Source organism: Pseudomonas paracarnis (genome assembly GCF_904063055.1).
Classification (GTDB): Bacteria; Pseudomonadota; Gammaproteobacteria; order Pseudomonadales; family Pseudomonadaceae; genus Aquipseudomonas; species Aquipseudomonas paracarnis.
The window spans coordinates 792,441-810,237 of sequence record NZ_CAJFCN010000001.1 but is presented as its reverse complement, the minus strand read 5'-3'; the positions used below and the strand labels follow the sequence as shown (position 1 = coordinate 810,237).

16 protein-coding genes and 1 pseudogene are annotated in these 17,797 nt (G+C 61.3%); 7 read left to right on the top strand and 10 right to left on the bottom strand.

Features of this window, described 5'->3' with window-relative positions:
• Window positions 1-61: 61 nt before the first annotated feature.
• A complete protein-coding gene (rlmM, locus tag JMV15_RS03755; protein ID WP_038449465.1) occupies window positions 62-1,138 on the bottom strand; it encodes a 23S rRNA (cytidine(2498)-2'-O)-methyltransferase RlmM in 1,077 nt (358 codons plus the stop codon).
• 196 nt (window positions 1,139-1,334) lie between these two features.
• Between rlmM and acnA the strand changes: the two genes are divergently transcribed.
• Window positions 1,335-4,076: an aconitate hydratase AcnA gene (gene acnA, locus JMV15_RS03750; protein ID WP_038449463.1), complete on the top strand. Its 2,742-nt coding sequence runs from the start codon at window positions 1,335-1,337 to the stop codon at window positions 4,074-4,076.
• 177 nt (window positions 4,077-4,253) lie between these two features.
• Here the strand turns inward: acnA and JMV15_RS03745 are convergent, their stop codons facing one another.
• Entirely contained in the window at window positions 4,254-5,192 is a 939-nt protein-coding gene (locus JMV15_RS03745; protein WP_005786126.1) for an aspartyl/asparaginyl beta-hydroxylase domain-containing protein, read from the bottom strand.
• A 148-nt stretch (window positions 5,193-5,340) separates the two neighbouring features.
• Here JMV15_RS03745 and JMV15_RS28240 point away from each other — a divergent pair.
• Window positions 5,341-5,433, top strand: a pseudogene (locus JMV15_RS28240) (outer membrane lipoprotein carrier protein LolA); the annotation flags it as partial.
• Here JMV15_RS28240 and cysK read toward each other — a convergent pair.
• Window positions 5,432-6,406 carry a cysteine synthase A gene (gene cysK, locus JMV15_RS03740; protein ID WP_201491273.1) on the bottom strand — a complete coding sequence of 325 codons (975 nt, stop codon included), beginning with the start codon at window positions 6,404-6,406 and terminating at the stop codon, window positions 5,432-5,434. The pseudogene JMV15_RS28240 and the gene cysK sit on opposite strands and share 2 nt — an antisense overlap.
• A gap of 125 nt (window positions 6,407-6,531) precedes the next feature.
• Between cysK and JMV15_RS03735 the strand changes: the two genes are divergently transcribed.
• From JMV15_RS03735 to JMV15_RS03725, 3 genes are all read left to right on the top strand, one after another.
• Window positions 6,532-7,608: a DUF748 domain-containing protein gene (locus JMV15_RS03735; protein WP_014717497.1), complete on the top strand. Its 1,077-nt coding sequence runs from the start codon at window positions 6,532-6,534 to the stop codon at window positions 7,606-7,608.
• 192 nt (window positions 7,609-7,800) lie between these two features.
• Window positions 7,801-8,646, top strand: a complete 846-nt coding sequence (locus tag JMV15_RS03730) for an AAA family ATPase (protein WP_003189627.1) — start codon at window positions 7,801-7,803, stop codon at window positions 8,644-8,646.
• The gene (locus tag JMV15_RS03725) at window positions 8,646-9,824 is read left to right on the top strand and encodes a vWA domain-containing protein (protein ID WP_003189625.1); all 1,179 of its coding nucleotides are present in this window, start codon (window positions 8,646-8,648) and stop codon (window positions 9,822-9,824) included. Before JMV15_RS03730 ends, JMV15_RS03725 begins: the two co-directional genes overlap by 1 nt.
• Window positions 9,825-9,932: 108 nt before the next feature.
• On the opposite strand, the gene JMV15_RS03720 is transcribed toward JMV15_RS03725, so the two are convergent.
• Genes JMV15_RS03720 through JMV15_RS03710 form a run of 3 tightly spaced genes read right to left on the bottom strand, consistent with a single transcriptional unit; the run spans window position 9,933 to window position 12,285 of the window.
• Window positions 9,933-10,847 (bottom strand): 5-oxoprolinase subunit C family protein, encoded by a 915-nt coding sequence (locus tag JMV15_RS03720; protein WP_019818254.1) that lies wholly within the window; start codon window positions 10,845-10,847, stop codon window positions 9,933-9,935.
• Window positions 10,844-11,548, bottom strand: a complete 705-nt coding sequence (gene pxpB / locus JMV15_RS03715) for a 5-oxoprolinase subunit PxpB (protein ID WP_014717494.1) — start codon at window positions 11,546-11,548, stop codon at window positions 10,844-10,846. The genes JMV15_RS03720 and pxpB overlap by 4 nt, the downstream gene beginning before the upstream one ends.
• Entirely contained in the window at window positions 11,545-12,285 is a 741-nt protein-coding gene (locus JMV15_RS03710; RefSeq protein ID WP_014717493.1) for a 5-oxoprolinase subunit PxpA, read from the bottom strand. The genes pxpB and JMV15_RS03710 overlap by 4 nt, the downstream gene beginning before the upstream one ends.
• Before the next feature lie 175 nt (window positions 12,286-12,460).
• Here JMV15_RS03710 and JMV15_RS03705 point away from each other — a divergent pair, with 175 nt between their 5' ends.
• The gene (locus tag JMV15_RS03705) at window positions 12,461-13,381 is read left to right on the top strand and encodes a LysR family transcriptional regulator (RefSeq protein WP_003189619.1); all 921 of its coding nucleotides are present in this window, start codon (window positions 12,461-12,463) and stop codon (window positions 13,379-13,381) included.
• A gap of 114 nt (window positions 13,382-13,495) precedes the next feature.
• Here the strand turns inward: JMV15_RS03705 and JMV15_RS03700 are convergent, their stop codons facing one another.
• From JMV15_RS03700 to JMV15_RS03690, 3 genes are read right to left on the bottom strand one after another with little or no spacing between them, the layout of a single operon-like run.
• Window positions 13,496-14,038 carry a DUF2937 family protein gene (locus JMV15_RS03700; protein WP_014717492.1) on the bottom strand — a complete coding sequence of 181 codons (543 nt, stop codon included), beginning with the start codon at window positions 14,036-14,038 and terminating at the stop codon, window positions 13,496-13,498.
• Window positions 14,039-14,048: 10 nt separating this feature from the next.
• Window positions 14,049-14,825 carry a class II glutamine amidotransferase gene (locus JMV15_RS03695; RefSeq protein ID WP_014717491.1) on the bottom strand — a complete coding sequence of 259 codons (777 nt, stop codon included), beginning with the start codon at window positions 14,823-14,825 and terminating at the stop codon, window positions 14,049-14,051.
• Window positions 14,826-14,855: 30 nt separating this feature from the next.
• Entirely contained in the window at window positions 14,856-15,383 is a 528-nt protein-coding gene (locus tag JMV15_RS03690) for a hypothetical protein (protein WP_019818257.1), read from the bottom strand.
• A gap of 24 nt (window positions 15,384-15,407) precedes the next feature.
• Here JMV15_RS03690 and JMV15_RS03685 point away from each other — a divergent pair, with 24 nt between their 5' ends.
• The gene (locus JMV15_RS03685; RefSeq protein WP_019818258.1) at window positions 15,408-17,450 is read left to right on the top strand and encodes a S9 family peptidase; all 2,043 of its coding nucleotides are present in this window, start codon (window positions 15,408-15,410) and stop codon (window positions 17,448-17,450) included.
• On the opposite strand, the gene JMV15_RS03680 is transcribed toward JMV15_RS03685, so the two are convergent.
• Window positions 17,447-17,728, bottom strand: a complete 282-nt coding sequence (locus JMV15_RS03680; RefSeq protein WP_014717488.1) for a hypothetical protein — start codon at window positions 17,726-17,728, stop codon at window positions 17,447-17,449. The two genes, JMV15_RS03685 and JMV15_RS03680, sit on opposite strands and share 4 nt — an antisense overlap.
• Window positions 17,729-17,797: the final 69 nt, after the last annotated feature.

The following is a 17,797-nucleotide window of genomic DNA, read 5'->3' as shown; positions in this document are numbered from 1 at the left end:
TTCAACATAAATTTCGACTGTTATACCGCTTTCGCAGGCAAGCCAGTTCCCACATTTAATATCAGCGGCCTTTGGATTTCTTTACGTCTACCAGGCGGCGCAGGTGACATGTCACTTCTTCGCGATCGTGGTAGAGCTGCTTGCAGCCGATCTCCACACGAATGCCACGCGCCTTGAAGCCCTCTTCGATGCGCTCCAGCAAACGCTTCACTTCGGCGTAACGCTGTTTCATCGGCAACTTCAGGTTCACCACCGCCTCGCGGCAATGCCCTTCGCCAATCCACGTTTCCAGGAGTGCCGCGTTGCGAGCGGGCTTCTCAACGATGTCGCAGACCATCCAGTCTACCGGCTGCTTGGGCACGAAGGTGAAGCCGTCGGCCATCAGATGCTGCACCAGGCCGGTGTCCATCAGGCTTTCGGCCATGGGGCCGTTGTCGATGGCAGTCACCAGCATGCCACGGTTGACCAGTTGCCAGGTCCAGCCGCCCGGTGCGGCGCCGAGGTCGACGCCGGTCATGTCGCCGTGCAGGCGCTCGTCCCACTGGTCACGGGGGATAAAGTGGTGCCAGGCTTCCTCCAGCTTCAGGGTCGAGCGGCTGGGCGCGTCACGCGGGAACTTGAGGCGCGGGATGCCCATCGGCCACATCGCCGAGTTATTCGACTCGGCCAGGCCCATGAACACTTCGCGACCGCTCTTGAAGGTCAGCAGCAGGCGAGGCTTGCTCGGGTCGTCCACCAGCTTGCCGGCGTTAAGCAGAGCTTTGCGCAGGTGCACTTCGAACTTCTTGCAGAAGTTTGAGAGTTCCTTGCCGTCATTGGTGTCGACCATTTCCAGCCACAGGCTGCCGCACGTCGGGAACTCGCGCAGGTGGGCGAGGATCACGCTGATACGGTCGGTTTCCGGCAGGTCGATAAACACCCCGCGCGCCCACTGCCGGGGGAAGATCAGCTCGGCAAAGCGCTGGCCGTGCATCAGGCGCTGGGCGCCGTCTTCTTCGGTGCAGACAAATTCGGCGCAGGCGCTGCCGGTCTTGGCCTTGGCGTAGCCGGACACGTTCAGGCGCGCGGCGTGCTCCGCGATCTCGGAACAGACTTCGCCTTCAAAACCCGGGCGGCAGTGCATAAAAAGGGTGTTCATTGAATCTCCTGGTGAATCAACTGGCCTTGCGCTATCGCAATACCTGTCATGAAAACGCGCGCATGATAGCCGAGTTCGGAACCTTGGACTCAGCGATAGAGTCCAGTTATTAGCCTGCTAATGAAAACAGCGCTAACGTGATAGCTCTGTTCGTCCCGTCAGGTCCGTAGCCGTGCGGACCATAAGGAGTCATGTAATGTCATCCCTTGATAGCCTGAGAACCCTTAAGACACTGCAAATAGACAGTAAAACCTACCACTACTTCAGCCTGCCCGAAGCCGCCAAGAGCCTGGGTGACCTGGACAAGCTGCCGATGTCCCTCAAGGTGCTGCTGGAAAACCTGCTGCGCTGGGAAGACGCCAAGACCGTCACCGGCGCCGACCTCAAGGCCATCGCCGCCTGGCTCAAAGAGCGCCAGTCTGACCGCGAGATCCAGTACCGCCCCGCTCGCGTGCTGATGCAGGACTTTACCGGGGTACCCGCGGTGGTCGACCTGGCCGCCATGCGCGCCGCCGTGGCCAAGGCCGGGGGCGACCCGCAGCGCATCAACCCGCTGTCACCGGTGGACCTGGTGATTGACCACTCGGTGATGGTCGACAAGTTCGGCAGCACCAGCGCCTTTGAGCAGAACGTTGACATCGAAATGCAGCGCAACGGCGAACGCTACGCCTTCCTGCGCTGGGGCCAGAGCGCCTTTGACAACTTCAGCGTCGTGCCACCTGGCACCGGTATCTGCCACCAGGTCAACCTCGAATACCTGGGCCGCACCGTATGGACCAAAGAAGAAGACGGCCGCACCTACGCCTTCCCCGACACCCTGGTAGGCACCGACTCCCACACCACCATGATCAACGGCCTCGGCGTATTGGGCTGGGGCGTGGGCGGGATCGAAGCCGAAGCGGCGATGCTTGGCCAGCCGGTGTCGATGCTGATCCCGGAAGTCATCGGCTTCAAGCTCACCGGCAAGCTCAAGGAAGGCATCACCGCCACCGACCTGGTGCTCACCGTTACACAAATGCTGCGCAAGAAAGGCGTGGTGGGCAAGTTCGTCGAGTTCTACGGCGACGGGCTGGCCGATTTGCCCCTGGCCGACCGCGCGACCATCGCCAACATGGCACCGGAATATGGTGCGACCTGTGGCTTTTTCCCGGTGGATGAGGTGACCCTGGACTACCTGCGCCTGTCCGGCCGCCCGGCTGAGACGGTCAAGCTGGTGGAAGCCTATACCAAGGCCCAGGGCCTGTGGCGCAACGCAGGCCAGGAGCCGGTCTTCACCGACACCCTGGCCCTGGACATGGGCACTGTCGAGGCCAGCCTTGCCGGGCCTAAACGCCCCCAGGACCGCGTCGCCCTGCCGAATGTAGGCCAAGCGTTCAGTGATTTTCTCGACCTGCAATTCAAGCCCACCAGCAAAGAAGAAGGCCGCCTCGAAAGCGAGGGCGGAGGCGGCGTTGCCGTGGGCAATGCCGATCTGGTCGGCGAGGCGGATTATGAATACGAAGGCAACACCTATCGCCTGAAAAACGGCGCGGTGGTGATCGCCGCGATTACCTCCTGCACCAACACCTCCAACCCCAGCGTGATGATGGCGGCCGGGCTGGTGGCGAAAAAAGCCGTGGAAAAAGGCCTGACCCGCAAGCCCTGGGTGAAAAGCTCCCTGGCGCCAGGCTCCAAAGTGGTCACCGACTACTACAAGGCTGCGGGCCTCACCCAGTACCTGGACAAGCTTGGCTTCGACCTGGTGGGCTACGGCTGCACTACCTGTATCGGCAACTCCGGGCCCCTGCCCGAGCCGATCGAAAAAGCCATTCAGAAGGCCGACCTCACCGTGGCCTCGGTGCTGTCCGGCAACCGTAACTTCGAAGGCCGTGTGCACCCACTGGTGAAAACCAACTGGCTGGCCTCGCCGCCCCTGGTCGTCGCCTATGCGTTGGCCGGCACCGTGCGCATCGACATCAGCAGCGAACCGCTGGGCAATGACCAGCAGGGTAATCCGGTATACCTCAAGGACATCTGGCCCAGCAGCCAGGAAATCGCCGAAGCGGTGGCCCAAGTCAGCACCAGCATGTTCCACAAGGAATATGCCGAAGTGTTTGCCGGCGACGAACAGTGGCAAGCCATTGAAGTGCCGCAGGCAGCCACCTACGTGTGGCAGCAAGATTCCACCTACATCCAGCACCCCCCGTTCTTCGACGACATTGCCGGCCCGCTGCCGGTGATCGAGGACGTCAAGGGCGCCAACGTGCTGGCACTGCTGGGGGATTCGGTGACCACCGATCACATCTCCCCAGCCGGCAATATCAAGGCCGACAGCCCGGCCGGGCGCTACCTGCGCGAACAGGGCGTGGAGCCGCGTGACTTCAACTCCTACGGCTCACGCCGGGGCAACCATGAAGTGATGATGCGCGGCACCTTCGCCAATATCCGTATCCGCAATGAAATGCTCGGCGGCGAAGAAGGCGGTAACACGCTGTATATCCCCACGGGCGAGAAAATGGCGATCTACGATGCCGCCATGAAGTACCAGGCCTCGGGCACACCGCTGGTGGTGATCGCCGGCCAGGAATACGGTACCGGCTCCAGCCGCGATTGGGCGGCCAAGGGCACTAACCTGCTAGGGGTCAAGGCGGTGATCGCCGAGAGTTTCGAGCGTATCCACCGCTCCAACCTGGTAGGCATGGGCGTGTTGCCGTTGCAGTTCAAGCTGGATCAGAACCGCAAGACACTCAAGCTCACCGGCAAGGAGAAGATCGATATCCTCGGACTGACCGACGCCGAGATCGAGCCGCGGATGAACCTGACGTTGGTGATCACGCGGGAGGATGGCAGCAGCGAGAAGGTTGAGGTGCTGTGCCGGATTGATACCTTGAATGAAGTGGAGTATTTCAAGGCGGGCGGGATTCTGCACTACGTGCTGCGCCAGTTGATCGCCTCTTAAGAAAAACGCAGATCAAAGGTGGGAGCTGGCTTGCCTGCGAAAGCGGTGGGTCAGCCAACCTTTTTATAGCTGATACTCCGCCATCGCAGGCAAGCCAGCTCCCACAGTTTTGATCACATTCCAGGCATGAAAAAGGCGCTGTATCTTTCGATACAGCGCCTTTTTATGGTGTGCGGTTTAGCCGAACAGCCACTTCCAGAGCAGTACCAGCACCACCACCGCCAGCACCGGCCGCGCAATGCGGTAGGCCTTGGGATGCTTGCGCTTCCACTGTTTGACCTGGCCACTGAACTTGTCGCTGAAGGTCTTGCTCCAGGCGTACGCCTGGTTGATGCCGCCCACGCGCTCGTCATCGAGGTTCTGCGGGGCGGTTGCGCGGCCCAGTTGCTTGCTGACCCAGCGGTTGATACGGGTCATCACGCGGTTGCTCAATGGCCGCTCAATGTCGCAGAACAGGATCACACGGGTCTGTTCGGTTTCGTTTTTCACCCAGTGCACGTAGGTTTCATCGAACATCACGTCTTCACCGTCACGCCAGGCGTAGACCTGGCCGTCGACGAAGATACGGCAGTCGTCGGAGTTCGGCGTGGACAGCCCCAGGTGATAACGCAGGGAACCGGCAAACGGGTCGCGGTGCGGGTTGAGGTGGCTGCCACCCGGCAACAGCGCAAACATCGCGCCCTTGACGTTAGGGATGCTGCTCACCAGGGCCACAGTCTTGGGGCACAGTGCCTCGGCCGAAGGCAGCGGTTTGTCGTACCACTTGAGGTAGAAACGCTTCCAGCCCTTCTTGAAGAACGAACCGAAGCCGGCGTCGTTGTTCTTTTCGGCGGCGCGGATGTAGCCCTCGTCGAACAGGTGCATGGCCTCTTCGCGGATCACTTCCCAGTTGTCCTTGAGCACATCCAGTTCCGGGAACTTGCTGCGGTCCAGGTAGGGCTTGGACGGCACCGCGGAAAACAGGTACATCAGGGCGTTATACGGGGCGAACAGCGCCGAATGGTTGACGAACTGACGCAACATCGGCAAACGGGCCTTGCCACGCAGGTGCACATACAGCGTGCTGCCAATGAACAGCAGCAACACCGACAGTTTGGCGGCCAAAGAAAAGGTCATGCAGCAACTCCTGGAAATAAGCGCCTGGCCAGCAAATTTCCGTCAATGGGAAACCAGACGTAACAGCCGGCCATGATAAACACTTGAGCCATTATGCAGAAGGCCCAGGAAACCAGACTGACCTGTATCAACACTTGTAGGAGCGAGCTTGCTCGCGAAGAACGTCAACGATAACGAGGGCTTACTGACACAACGTGGCGCTCTCAGGTTTTTCGCGAGCAAGCTCGCTCCTACAGTATTCAGGCCTGGTTTTCCTGCTCGGTAAACAAATCGCTGAACAACATGCTCGACAGGTAGCGCTCACCGGAGTCCGGCAAGATCACCACGATAGTCTTGCCCTGCATTTCCGGCTTCTCGGCCAGGCGCACGGCCACCGCCATGGCGGCGCCACAGGAGATCCCGCACAGAATGCCCTCTTCCAGCATCAAGCGCCGGGCCATGGCCTTGGACTCCTCGTCGGTCGCCAGCTCCACGCGGTCGACCATCGACAGGTCGAGGTTTTTCGGCACAAAACCGGCGCCGATCCCCTGGATCTTGTGCGGGCTGGGCTTGATCTCTTCACCCGCCAAGGCCTGGGTGATCACCGGCGAAACCATGGGTTCCACAGCCACCGACAGGATCGGCTTGCCCGCGGTGTTCTTGATATAGCGCGATGCCCCGGTGATGGTGCCGCCGGTTCCCACGCCCGCCACCAGCACGTCCACGGCGCCATCGGTGTCGTTCCAGATTTCCGGGCCGGTGGTTTTCTCGTGGATCGCAGGGTTTGCCGGGTTATCGAACTGGGCCGGCATAAAGTAGGTGGCCGGGTCGCTGGCGACGATCTCGGCGGCCTTATCGATGGCGCCCTTCATGCCCTTGGCCGGCTCGGTCAGCACCAGTTCGGCGCCCAGAGCCTTGAGCACTTTACGGCGTTCAAGGCTCATCGACGACGGCATGGTCAGCAGCAACTTGTAGCCACGGGCAGCGGCGACAAATGCCAGGCCGATACCGGTGTTGCCCGAAGTCGGCTCGACTATGGTCATGCCCGGCTTGAGTTTGCCGCTGCTTTCCGCATCCCAGACCATGCTGGCGCCAATGCGGCACTTCACCGAATAGCCGGGGTTACGCCCTTCGATCTTGGCCAGGATCGTCACGCCCCGCGGTGCGATGCGGTTGATCTGAACCAGAGGCGTGTTGCCGATGGAGTGCGCGTTGTCTGCGAAGATGCGGCTCATGGCGATTCCTGTTGTCGAGACTTTGGAAGGCCCCAAGGGTATGCCTCGTGCTCCCAAGCGTCCAGAAGGAGGAACGTTGCGACGATCAGAACAGTCAATCTCCTACAAGCTAGGAGAACTGCCCAATGAAACGTCGCTACAGTTGGCCGTTAGGGACAATCGCCGCTCTGGTGCTGGTCCTGATTGCCGTGCACATCGCGCTGCCCTACCTGGTACGCAACTACCTGAACGACAAACTCGCCAACATGGGCGATTACCGTGGCGAGATTGCCGATGTGGATCTGGCGCTATGGCGCGGCGCCTACCGGATCAACGGCCTGCAAATCGTCAAGGTGGACGGCAAGGTCCCGGTACCGTTCGTCAAGGCGCCGCTGATCGAGTTCGCCGTGAGCTGGCATTCACTCTGGTACGACCATGCCGTCGTGGCCGAGGGGCATTTTGTACGCCCCCAGATCAACTTCGTCGATGGCGGTGCCAACAAACAGGCGTCCCAGACCGGTAAAGGCACCGACTGGCAGGAACAACTGCGCAAGCTGCTGCCGATTACCCTCAATGAAGTACGCATCGAAGACGGCGAGATCGCCTTCCATAACTTCAGCTCCAAGCCTCAGGTGAATATCAACGCCACCGGGGTCAACGCCAGCTTCTATAACCTGACCAATGTGGTGGATGTCAAAGGCAAGCGTGATGCACGCTTTGAAGGCAAGGCACTGCTGCAAGGCCAGGCGCCCCTGGAAGCCAACGCCACCTTTGACCCGCTGAGCGATTTCGAAGAGTTCGAGTTCCGCTTCCGCGCCCGCGACCTGCAACTCAAACGCATGAACGACTTTGCATCGGCCTATGGCAAGTTCGACTTCAAGGCAGGCACGGGTGATGTGGTGATCGAAGCCCAGGCTGAAAATGGCCGGCTCACCGGCTACATCAAGCCACTGCTGCGTGATGTGGAGGTGTTCGATTGGCAACAAGACGTTGAAAACCAGGACAAGAATATCTTCCGCTCAATCTGGGAAGCCGTGGTGGGCGCCAGCGAAACCGTGCTGAAAAACCAGCGTAAAAACCAGTTCGCCACCCGTGTGGAGCTGAGCGGTAGCGTGCATCAGCAAAATGTCAGTGCGTTTTCTGCGGTGATCGCGATTCTGCGCAATGGGTTCATCCAGGCGTTCAATGCTCGTTACGAACAGCCCAAGCCCAGCGCTGATTAACCCTGTGGGAGCCGATCAGCCAACTCATCTGTCACTGATACACCGCCATCGCAGGCAAGCCAGCTCCCACACTTCCTGCATGGGCCAAGGCTGATGTGACCCGCCATTCAGAGACTGAATGCCCCGTCTGCGTTCACAGTCGCCGGGGCTGAGGGGTATAGTCGGGCCATTGATGAATCCGAGGAATGACCGATGAAGTTCGAAGGCACCCAGGCCTATGTGGCTACCGATGACCTGAAACTGGCCGTCAACGCCGCCATCACCCTGGAGCGGCCGCTGCTGGTCAAGGGCGAACCGGGCACCGGCAAGACCATGCTTGCCGAGCAACTGGCCGAATCCTTCGGTGCCAGGTTGATCACCTGGCACATCAAGTCCACCACCAAGGCGCACCAGGGCCTGTACGAGTACGACGCGGTCAGCCGCCTGCGCGACTCGCAACTGGGCGTGGACAAGGTGCACGACGTGCGCAACTACCTGAAGAAGGGCAAGCTGTGGGAAGCCTTCGAGTCCGAAGAGCGGGTGATCCTGCTGATCGATGAAATCGACAAGGCCGACATCGAGTTCCCCAACGACCTGCTGCAAGAACTCGACAAGATGGAGTTCTACGTCTATGAAATCGACGAGACCATCAAGGCCAAGAAGCGCCCGATCATCATCATTACCTCCAACAACGAAAAAGAGCTGCCGGACGCGTTCCTGCGCCGCTGCTTCTTCCACTACATCGCCTTCCCCGACCGCACCACCCTGCAAAAAATCGTGGATGTGCACTACCCGGACATCAAGAAAGACCTGGTCAGCGAAGCGCTGGACGTGTTCTTCGATGTGCGCAAGGTGCCGGGCCTGAAGAAAAAACCTTCCACCTCCGAGCTGGTCGACTGGCTCAAGCTGCTGATGGCCGACAATATTGGCGAAGCGGTGCTGCGCGAGCGCGACCCGACCAAGGCCATCCCTCCCCTGGCCGGCGCCTTGGTGAAGAACGAGCAAGACGTGCAGTTGCTGGAGCGTCTGGCGTTCATGAGCCGTCGCGGTAATCGCTGATGCTGCTCAACCTGTTCAATGAGATGCGTGCCGCCAAGGTGCCGGTGTCGGTGCGCGAGCTGCTCGACCTGATCAACGCGCTGAAACAGCGCGTGACCTTCGCCGACATGGACGAGTTTTATTATTTGGCCCGGGCGATCCTGGTCAAGGACGAGCGGCATTTCGACAAGTTCGACCGGGCCTTCGGCGCTTATTTCAACGGCCTGGAAAAGCTCGACGACCACCTGCAGGCGCTGATCCCCGAAGAATGGCTACGCAAGGAATTCGAACGTTCCTTGAGCGATGAGGAACGTGCGCAGATCCAGTCCCTCGGTGGCCTGGACAAACTGATCGAAGAGTTCAAGAAGCGCCTGGAAGAACAGAAAGAACGCCATGCCGGCGGCAACAAATGGATCGGCACCGGCGGCACCAGCCCCTTTGGTTCTGGCGGCTACAACCCAGAAGGCATTCGCGTCGGTGACGCGGGCAAGCGCCAGGGCAAGGCGGTGAAAGTCTGGGACCAGCGCGAGTACAAGAACCTCGACGACCAGGTGGAACTGGGCACGCGCAACATCAAGATCGCCCTGCGCCGCCTGCGCAAGTTTGCGCGCCAGGGTGCGGCCGAAGAGCTGGATATCGATGGCACCATCGACCACACCGCTCGCGATGCCGGCTTGCTGAATATTCAGATGCGCCCCGAACGGCGTAACACCATCAAGCTGTTGCTGCTGTTCGACATCGGCGGCTCGATGGATGCCCACGTGAAGATCTGCGAAGAGCTGTTCTCCGCGTGCAAGACCGAGTTCAAGCACCTGGAGTACTTCTATTTCCATAACTTTGTGTACGAGTCGGTGTGGAAGAACAACCAGCGTCGCACCTCGGAGCGCACGTCCACCCAGGATCTGCTGCACAAATACGGCGCCGACTACAAAGTGATCTTTATCGGCGATGCGGCCATGGCGCCCTATGAAATCACTCAGGCCGGCGGCAGCGTCGAGCATTGGAACGAGGAGCCGGGGTATGTGTGGATGCAGCGCTTCATGGCCAAGTACAAGAAGCTGATCTGGATTAACCCCTACCCAAAAGACACTTGGGGCTATACAGCGTCGACGGGGATTGTTCGCGAGTTGGTGGAGGATCAGATGTACCCGCTGACGCTGCGCGGGTTGGAAGAAGGTATGCGCTTTCTCTCGAAATAGGCGGTGTTTTGACCGGCCTCATCGCAGGCAAGCCAGCTCCCACATGTTGACTGCATTTCAAAGTTGGAATGCATTCCTCCGTGGGAGCTGGCTTGCCTGCGATGCTTTTTAGCGATCGGCAAACTGCTGCAAAAACTTGATGTGCTGCCGATGCGCAGCCTCCTGCACCACCGGTGCCAACCGCACCTTCTCCCCCGGCAGACACTGCGCCAGCCGCGCCAAGGATAAAGGTGTCAACGCGCCCAACCGCGGGTAACCGCCGATCGTCTGCCGGTCATTGAGCAACACAATCGGTTGCCCATCCGGGGGCACCTGAATCGCGCCCAATGGAATCCCTTCGGAAATCAACGACGGCCCCTGATACTGCAACGGCGTGCCGAGCAAGCGCATGCCCATGCGGTCTGCACGGCTGTCCAGAGCCCATTCGGTGTTGAAAGCATCGAACAGGCTCTGCCCGCTGAACTGGCCTATCTGCGCGCCGATGATCACGTCCAGTGATGCAGCGGATTGCACATCCGGGTTGGCCAGCACCTTCATTGCACCGCCCGTACCGGAATACGCCAAACGCCCGCCTTCGGCCAGTGCCTTGCCGCAACCGTCCACCCCGCCCAACGCTTCGCGCACGACCGTGGCACAACTGCCCAGTACAGCCTGCGCATCAAAGCCACCGGGCGCGGCCAGATAAGCGCGTGCCCCAGTGAACGGCTGGGTGAAGCGCAGTCGCTGGCCCTTTTGCAGGATAAAACTGCGACCGGGGCTTATCGCTCGCTCATCGACATAGGCGCCCAGGTCCGCACCGGCCAAGGCCATCAGGCAATAATCCTCGGCCTGCACGGTAAAGCCCCCCAGGGTGATCTCCACCACCGGCGCATCCAGGGCATTGTCCAACAGCCAGTTGGCCCAGGACATCGACACCCAATCCAGCGCGCCACCCTGGGTCACGCCCAGGTGGCGTACGCCAAAACGACCGGCGTCCTGCAACAGGCACAGCGGCGTGCTGGCCTCGATGATCAAGCGGCTCATGCCTGCGCCTCCAGCGGCGTGTCGTCGCCACCCAAGTGGATGAATTCGGCGTGGCTGACCGAGGCGAAGCGCACCGTGTCGCCGGGTTGCATCAGGCTGTAGCCGTCGCGCTCCCGGTCGAACAGTTTGGCCGGGGTGCGGCCGATCAGGTTCCAGCCGCCCGGGGACACCACCGGGTACGCGGCGGTTTGCCGTTCGGCGATGCCGACGCTGCCGGCAGCCACGCGTTTGCGCGGCGTGTTCAGGCGCGGCGTGGCAAGTAGCTCGTCCACCAGCCCCATAAAGGCAAACCCTGGGGCAAAACCGAGGGCGAACACTTGGTACTCGTGGGCGCTGTGGCGGCGGATCACCTCCTCCACGGCCAGCCCGCTGCGCTGGGACAGCAAGTTCAGTTCCGGGCCGACACTCAGGTCGTACCACACGGGCAGCACATGGCACTGGCCACTGCCCTGCGCCTGGGGTTGCAGATCGGTGAGGGCCTGGTCGATCAGCGCCCGGGCCTGGGCCGGGGTCAGCGCCGTGAGATCGTAATGCACCATCAAGGTGGTGTAGGACGGCACCAGGTCCACCAAGGCCGGGCCAAAACCGTGGCGCAGGCGCTCGGTAGCCGCGAGCATCCACGGCATGTTGGCTTCGGCGATCACGTCAAACAGACGCACCATCAGGCAGTCGATCGCCACCACTTCGATGCGTGGGTTCATGCTGTTTTCAACGCTTCGCGGATACGCTGCACGGCAGCGACCGAACTGGCGTTGTCGCCATGCACACACAAGGTATTGGCTTGTAGCACCAATGGGCTGCCGTCGCTGGCAATCAGCGATTCGCCACGGAAAAGGGTCAGGGCCTGCTGCACGATGGTGTCGGCGTCGTGATGCACCGCGCCGGGCAGTTGGCGAGACACCAGATGGCCGTTACTGTCATAGGCACGGTCAGCGAAGGCTTCGAACCACAGGGTCACCCCGTATTCGTCGCCCAAGGCTTGGGCCGCGCGGTTGTCGCGGGTGGCCAGCAGCATCAGCGGCAGGTCGCCGTAAGCGGCCACGGCCTGGATCACCGCACGCAACTGCGCGGGGTTGGCCATCATGTCGTTGTACATCGCGCCGTGGGGTTTCACATAGCTGACGCGCCCGCCCTGGGCGCGGCAGATGCCGTCCAGCGCACCGATCTGGTAGTGCAACAGGTCCTGAATTTCCTGCGGCGTGTAGTTCATGGAGCGCCGGCCGAAGCCTTGCAGGTCCTGGTAGGCCGGATGAGCGCCCACTTGCACGCCGTGCTTGAACGCCAGGCTGACGGTCTTGCGCATGATGCTCGGGTCGCCGGCATGGAAACCGCAAGCCACGTTGGCGCAATCAATGAACGGCATGACTTCGGCGTCCAGACCCATGGTCCAGTTGCCAAAGCTTTCGCCGATGTCGCAGTTCAGTAGCAGGCGGCTCACGGGGGTCGCTCCTGTAGGCTTTGTTTTCTTGTAGTGTGGGATTTTTTACGCAGAACTCGCAACTTGTCCTGACACCCCAACGACGCTTATCGTGGAATAGCTCGATTTTTGGCGCTTGCCCGGTGCGACGTCCAACTAATAAAAACCGATCCATGCATAAGAAAAAGTTGATCCCATGAATTTGAAGTTCCTCGAAACCTTCGTCTGGGTGGCCAAGCTCAAGAGCTTCCGGCTCACGGCCGAGAAGCTGTTCACCACCCAGGCCTCGATCTCCAGCCGCATCGCGGTGCTGGAAAGCGAGCTGGGGGTGAAACTTTTCCTGCGTGATTCGCGTGGCGTGAGCCTGACCCCGGAAGGTTTGAAAGTGCTCGACTATGCCGAGCAGATGATGGTGACCATGCAGGGCTTGAAGCAGTCCCTGGAGACCACCAGCAGCAAGGTTGGGCGCATTCGGATCGGCGCAATGGACACGGTGATCCACACCTGGCTAAGCCCGCTGGTTGCTGAGCTGATGAAGCTGTACCCACTGGTGGAAATCGAGCTGGTCGCCGACACTGCGCTGAACCTCAGCGATCAACTGCAAAAAGGTTTCCTCGACCTGATCCTGCAAACCGACCTGCTGCGCCTGGAAACCGTGCGCAGCCTGGAACTGGCCAGCCACCCCATGGCCTGGATCGTGGCCAGCCAGTCGATTTACAACCGTGACTACGCCTCCCTCGCCGAGCTGGCCCAGGAGCGCATCATCACTTACTCGAAAAACTCCCACCCGCATCAGGACGTATTGAGTTTGATGCAGGCCAATGGCGTGGCCGCACCGCGCATGAACTGCGTGAACTCGGTGTCGGCGATTACCCGGTTGCTGCGCGATGGCTTCGGCATCGGCGCACTGCCGCCGGTGCTGGTGAGCGAAGAACTGGAGCGAGGGGAATTGGTCATGCTGCCCATGGCCCAGCGTCTGCCGAACTTGCAGGTGGTGGTGTCGTGGCGTGTGGGGGTGGAGTTGGTGGAGGAGATTGTGGGGTTGTGCCAGAAAGTCGTTGCCCGCTATGCCGAGCAAGTAGGTGCAGAACGCATGCAACTGAATAAACCCGACTGATCGTTCCCACGCTCTGCGTGGGAATGCAGCACAGGGCGCTCTGCGCCCTCACGCGCGACGCGGAGCGTCAGAAAAAGCATTCCCACGCGGAGCGTGGGAACGATCAGTGGGTCGTTAGAGGCCCTTGAGGTCCCGTTCTTCGATGGGCCGGCTCTGGCGCAGGCGCCGGCCACCCAGCACCACCCAGTCGATCAAGCGGTACAGGCACTCGATGCCGAACGACAACAGCATCGCCCCGCCCAGGCCCCAGCCCATGGCTTCAGGCGTCAGCAGAATCTGGTAGCTGTAGCCATTCCAGGTCTCCGAACGGATATCCGGGTCGGCAGCCACGGCCACTTGCAGGGCGCGGATGTACCACGGACCCTGCATGGCCTGGAATTGCTTGTCCAGCTCGAGCTGGCGGTCGAGCATGGCGCCCAGGCTGCTGGCGTCGCTCTGGAATACCGGGTCATCGCTGGCGCGGTAATGCGCCACCAAGGCTTGCATATCACCGTTGAAGAACTGCTGCGCCGTGGACTCGAAACCGCGCAAGCCGGTCTGGGCCTCGATCAAGTGGGCTTCGACGCGCTTGGCGTAGTCATTGATAAACCCCGGCACCTGCACGCCGACCAACAAGCCAACGGCAAACAGCACCAACCGCAGATAGCTAAGCAACATGCTCGATTCCTTACTTGGTAACGCCCTGGCTGACACATTCACCGCGTCGCCACAGGCTCCATTGGCCCGGTTCGTAGCGGGTCCAGTTTTCGTTGTCGGTCAACGGCTCGGTGGCGATCACCGTTACCACGTCATTGGGGGTGGTTTCGGCCTGAAAATCGACGATCACGTCGACATCTTTCAAGCGCGCCGGGCCAAAAGGCGCACGCCGGGTGATCTGTGCCAGCTTGGTCGAGCAATAGCAGAACAGCCAGTCGCCGTCGCTGAGCAGGCAGTTGAACACGCCCTTGCTGCGGTATTCGGCGCAGGCGGCGATCAGGTCGGGCAGCACCTGTTCGATGTCCACCGGCTCGGGGAAGGCTTCGCGCACACGGTTGAGCAAGTCGCAGAACGCCGCTTCGCTGTCGGTATCGCCCACCGGGCGGTAGAAGGTGGCGCGGGGATCGAAGTCTGCCAGTTGGCCGTTGTGGGCAAAACACCAGTTACGCCCCCACAGCTCGCGCACGAACGGATGGGTATTGGCCAGGCTGACCTTGCCCACATTGGCCTGGCGGATATGGCCGATCACCACTTCGCTCTTGATGGGGTAACGCTGAACCAGCAATGCGACTTCCGACTCGCTACTGGCAGCCGGGTCCTGGAACAGGCGCAGGCCGCGGCCTTCATAGAAAGCAATGCCCCAACCGTCGCGATGCGGGCCAGTGCGCCCACCGCGCTGCATCAGCCCGGTAAAGCTGAACACGATATCGGTGGGGACGTTGGCACTCATGCCCAATAATTCACACATGCCAGGGCTCTCGCTGCAGGGCAAACAACGTTAAAGGCGCGGTTCGACCCGCATACCACCGGCAGGCGCCGGGCGACGGAACGGTTCGTCGTCTTCCGGTTCGGCGGCCAAGGCGGCATCCGCAGCCGCCTTGCGCTCACGGCGAGCGTTGGCGGCGCGTTCGATGGGCCAGCGGATCAGCACAAACACGATGTACAGGGCAAACACGATCATCGTGTACATGAACAGGTCGGAAATGGCGCGCCAGGCGTTGTTGCCGACCTTGAGCACCAGGTCCAGGGCAGTAATGGCCACGGCCGGCGCAAACTGGGTCTTGACCGGGTCGACAATGGTCGGGCTGAGCAGCAACACTGCCATCAGCAATTGCAGGGGCTCGCGCAGCCAGCGCCAGATCCAGCGGGTCATGCGCCACCACACCAACAGGCAGCCCAAAGCGGCGAAGGCGTAAAGGCCCCAAGCGGTCAGATAGTCGTTCTCGGTCATGGTGTCCATGGCAAGGTTGGCAAACAGGCGGCTATGATAACGGCTTTTGCGTGTCGCGGCTGCAATGCCTGCCACCGTCTGCCAGATAGGGAATTATCCATGCCTATTTCCACCGCACCGATTGCCCGCAAGGCCCCAGGCCCAGACCCGTACGCCTGGCTGCAAGAACGCGACAACCCTGAGGTACTCGACTACCTCAAGGCCGAAAACGCCTGGCAGGAAGCCCAACTCGCCGACCAGCAGGCGTTGCGCGAGACCCTGTTCGACGAGATCAAGGGCCGCATTCTGGAAACCGACCTGTCCCTGCCCTCCCCTTGGGGCCCGTATCTGTATTACACCCGCACCACCGCCGGTGACGAGTACGCCCGCCACTACCGCTGCCGCCGCCCGGCCGATGACAGCAACCAGGTGGACGCCAGCAGCGAAGAACTGTTGCTGGACCCGAACGTGCTGGCCAATGGCGGCTTTTTCTCCCTGGGCGCGTTCAGCATCAGCCCCGATCACCAACGCCTGGCCTACAGCCTCGATACCAGCGGCGAAGAGATTTACACCCTGTTCGTGAAGGAATTGGCGACCGACAAGGTCAGCGAACTGGCGTTCGACAACTGCGATGGCAGCATGACCTGGGCCAATGACAGCCTGACCCTGTTTTTCGGTGAGCTGGACGACACCCATCGCCCGCACAAACTGTATCGCTATCGCCTGGACGGCACCGCCGCGCAGGAAGTGTTCCACGAGCCCGACGGCCGTTTTTTCCTGCATTGCTACCGCTCAAGCTCCGAGCGCCAACTGTTGCTGGCCCTGGGCAGCAAGACCACCAGCGAAGTCTGGGCGCTGGACGCCGAGCAACCGCACCTGGCCTTCACCTGCCTGGCGCCACGGGTCGAAGACCACGAATACGACGTCGACCACGGCAAGCGCAATGGCCAGTGGACCTGGTTTATCCGCAGCAACCGCGACGGCATCAACCATGCGCTGTACGTGGCCGCCGACACCGGCACGCCGCCCACCGAAGCCGACTGGCAGAACCTGATCCCCCACAGCGACGAGGTCATGCTCGACGGCGTGAGCCTGAACGCCAACGCCATGACCTTGAGCCTGCGCATTGGTGGCCTGCCGGTTATCGAAGTACACCCCGAGAACGTGCCGGCCTATCGGGTGCAATTGCCTGACGCCGCCTACAGCCTCTACGTACAGAACAGCCTCGAGTTTCCCAGCGACAAGATCCGCCTGCGCTATGAGGCCTTGAATCGCCCGGCCCAAGTGCGCCAGCTCGAGCTGGCGACAGGCGCGCAGGTCGTGCTCAAGGAAACCCCGGTGCTGGGCGTCTTCAACGCCGACGATTACGTCAGCCAACGCCTGTGGGCCACTTCTGCCGATGGCACCCAGGTACCCATCAGCCTGGTGGTCAAGCGTGACCAGCTCGGCAAGCCGACGCCCCTGTACCTGTATGGCTACGGTGCCTACGGCTCAAGCCTGGACCCGTGGTTCTCCCATGCGCGCCTGAGCTTGCTCGACCGCGGGGTGGCGTTTGCCATCGCCCATGTGCGCGGCGGCGGTGAGCTGGGTGAGGCCTGGTATCGCAGCGGCAAGCAGGAACACAAGCAGAACACCTTCAGCGACTTTATCGCCTGCGCCGAACATTTGATCGCCGAGGGCCTGACCACCTCCCCACAACTGGCGATCAGCGGCGGCAGTGCCGGCGGCCTGCTGATCGGCGCGGTGCTCAACCAGCGTCCGGAATTGTTCCAGGCGGCGATTGCGGAAGTGCCGTTCGTCGATGTGCTCAATACCATGCTCGACCCGGAACTGCCGCTGACCATCACCGAGTACGACGAATGGGGCAACCCCGAGGAACCCGAAGTGTATGCGCGCATCAAGGCCTACGCGCCCTACGAGAACGTCCGTGCCCAGGCTTACCCGGCCACGCTGGTGATCGCCGGCTATAACGACAGCCGCGTGCAGTACTGGGAAGCCGCCAAGTGGGTGGCCAAGCTGCGGGATACCAAGACAGACGACAACCTGCTGCTGCTCAAGACCGAGCTGGGTGCCGGCCATGGCGGCATGAGCGGGCGCTATCAGGGCTTACGTGACGTGGCCCTCGAATATGCCTTTGTGTTCAAGGCCCTCGGTCTGGTCTAACCGCCCGGCGTTTTCGGCTTGCTGTCGTTTTGCTGCAGGCCAGGGACCGTCTGGTCCTTGGGCGGCGCCGGCAGCACGATGGGCGCCAGCGGTGGCGAGCCATTATGGGTCTTGGGCGCAACGGGCGGCGTGACTTGCGGGTACAACGTGGGCGTTGGCGTGCCCGGCGCGCCTGGGGTTGGCGCGGGCGCGACCGGTACGGTTTGTAACTCCTGAGCCTGCGCGGTACCCAATGCGAGCGCGCTCAACACAATGACCGTTAGAATGCTGCACTTCATCGATGGCTCCATGGCCTGACCGGAATGCCCTAAGGCTACTCCCAACCGCGCAAGAATGCCCTTCCCAAT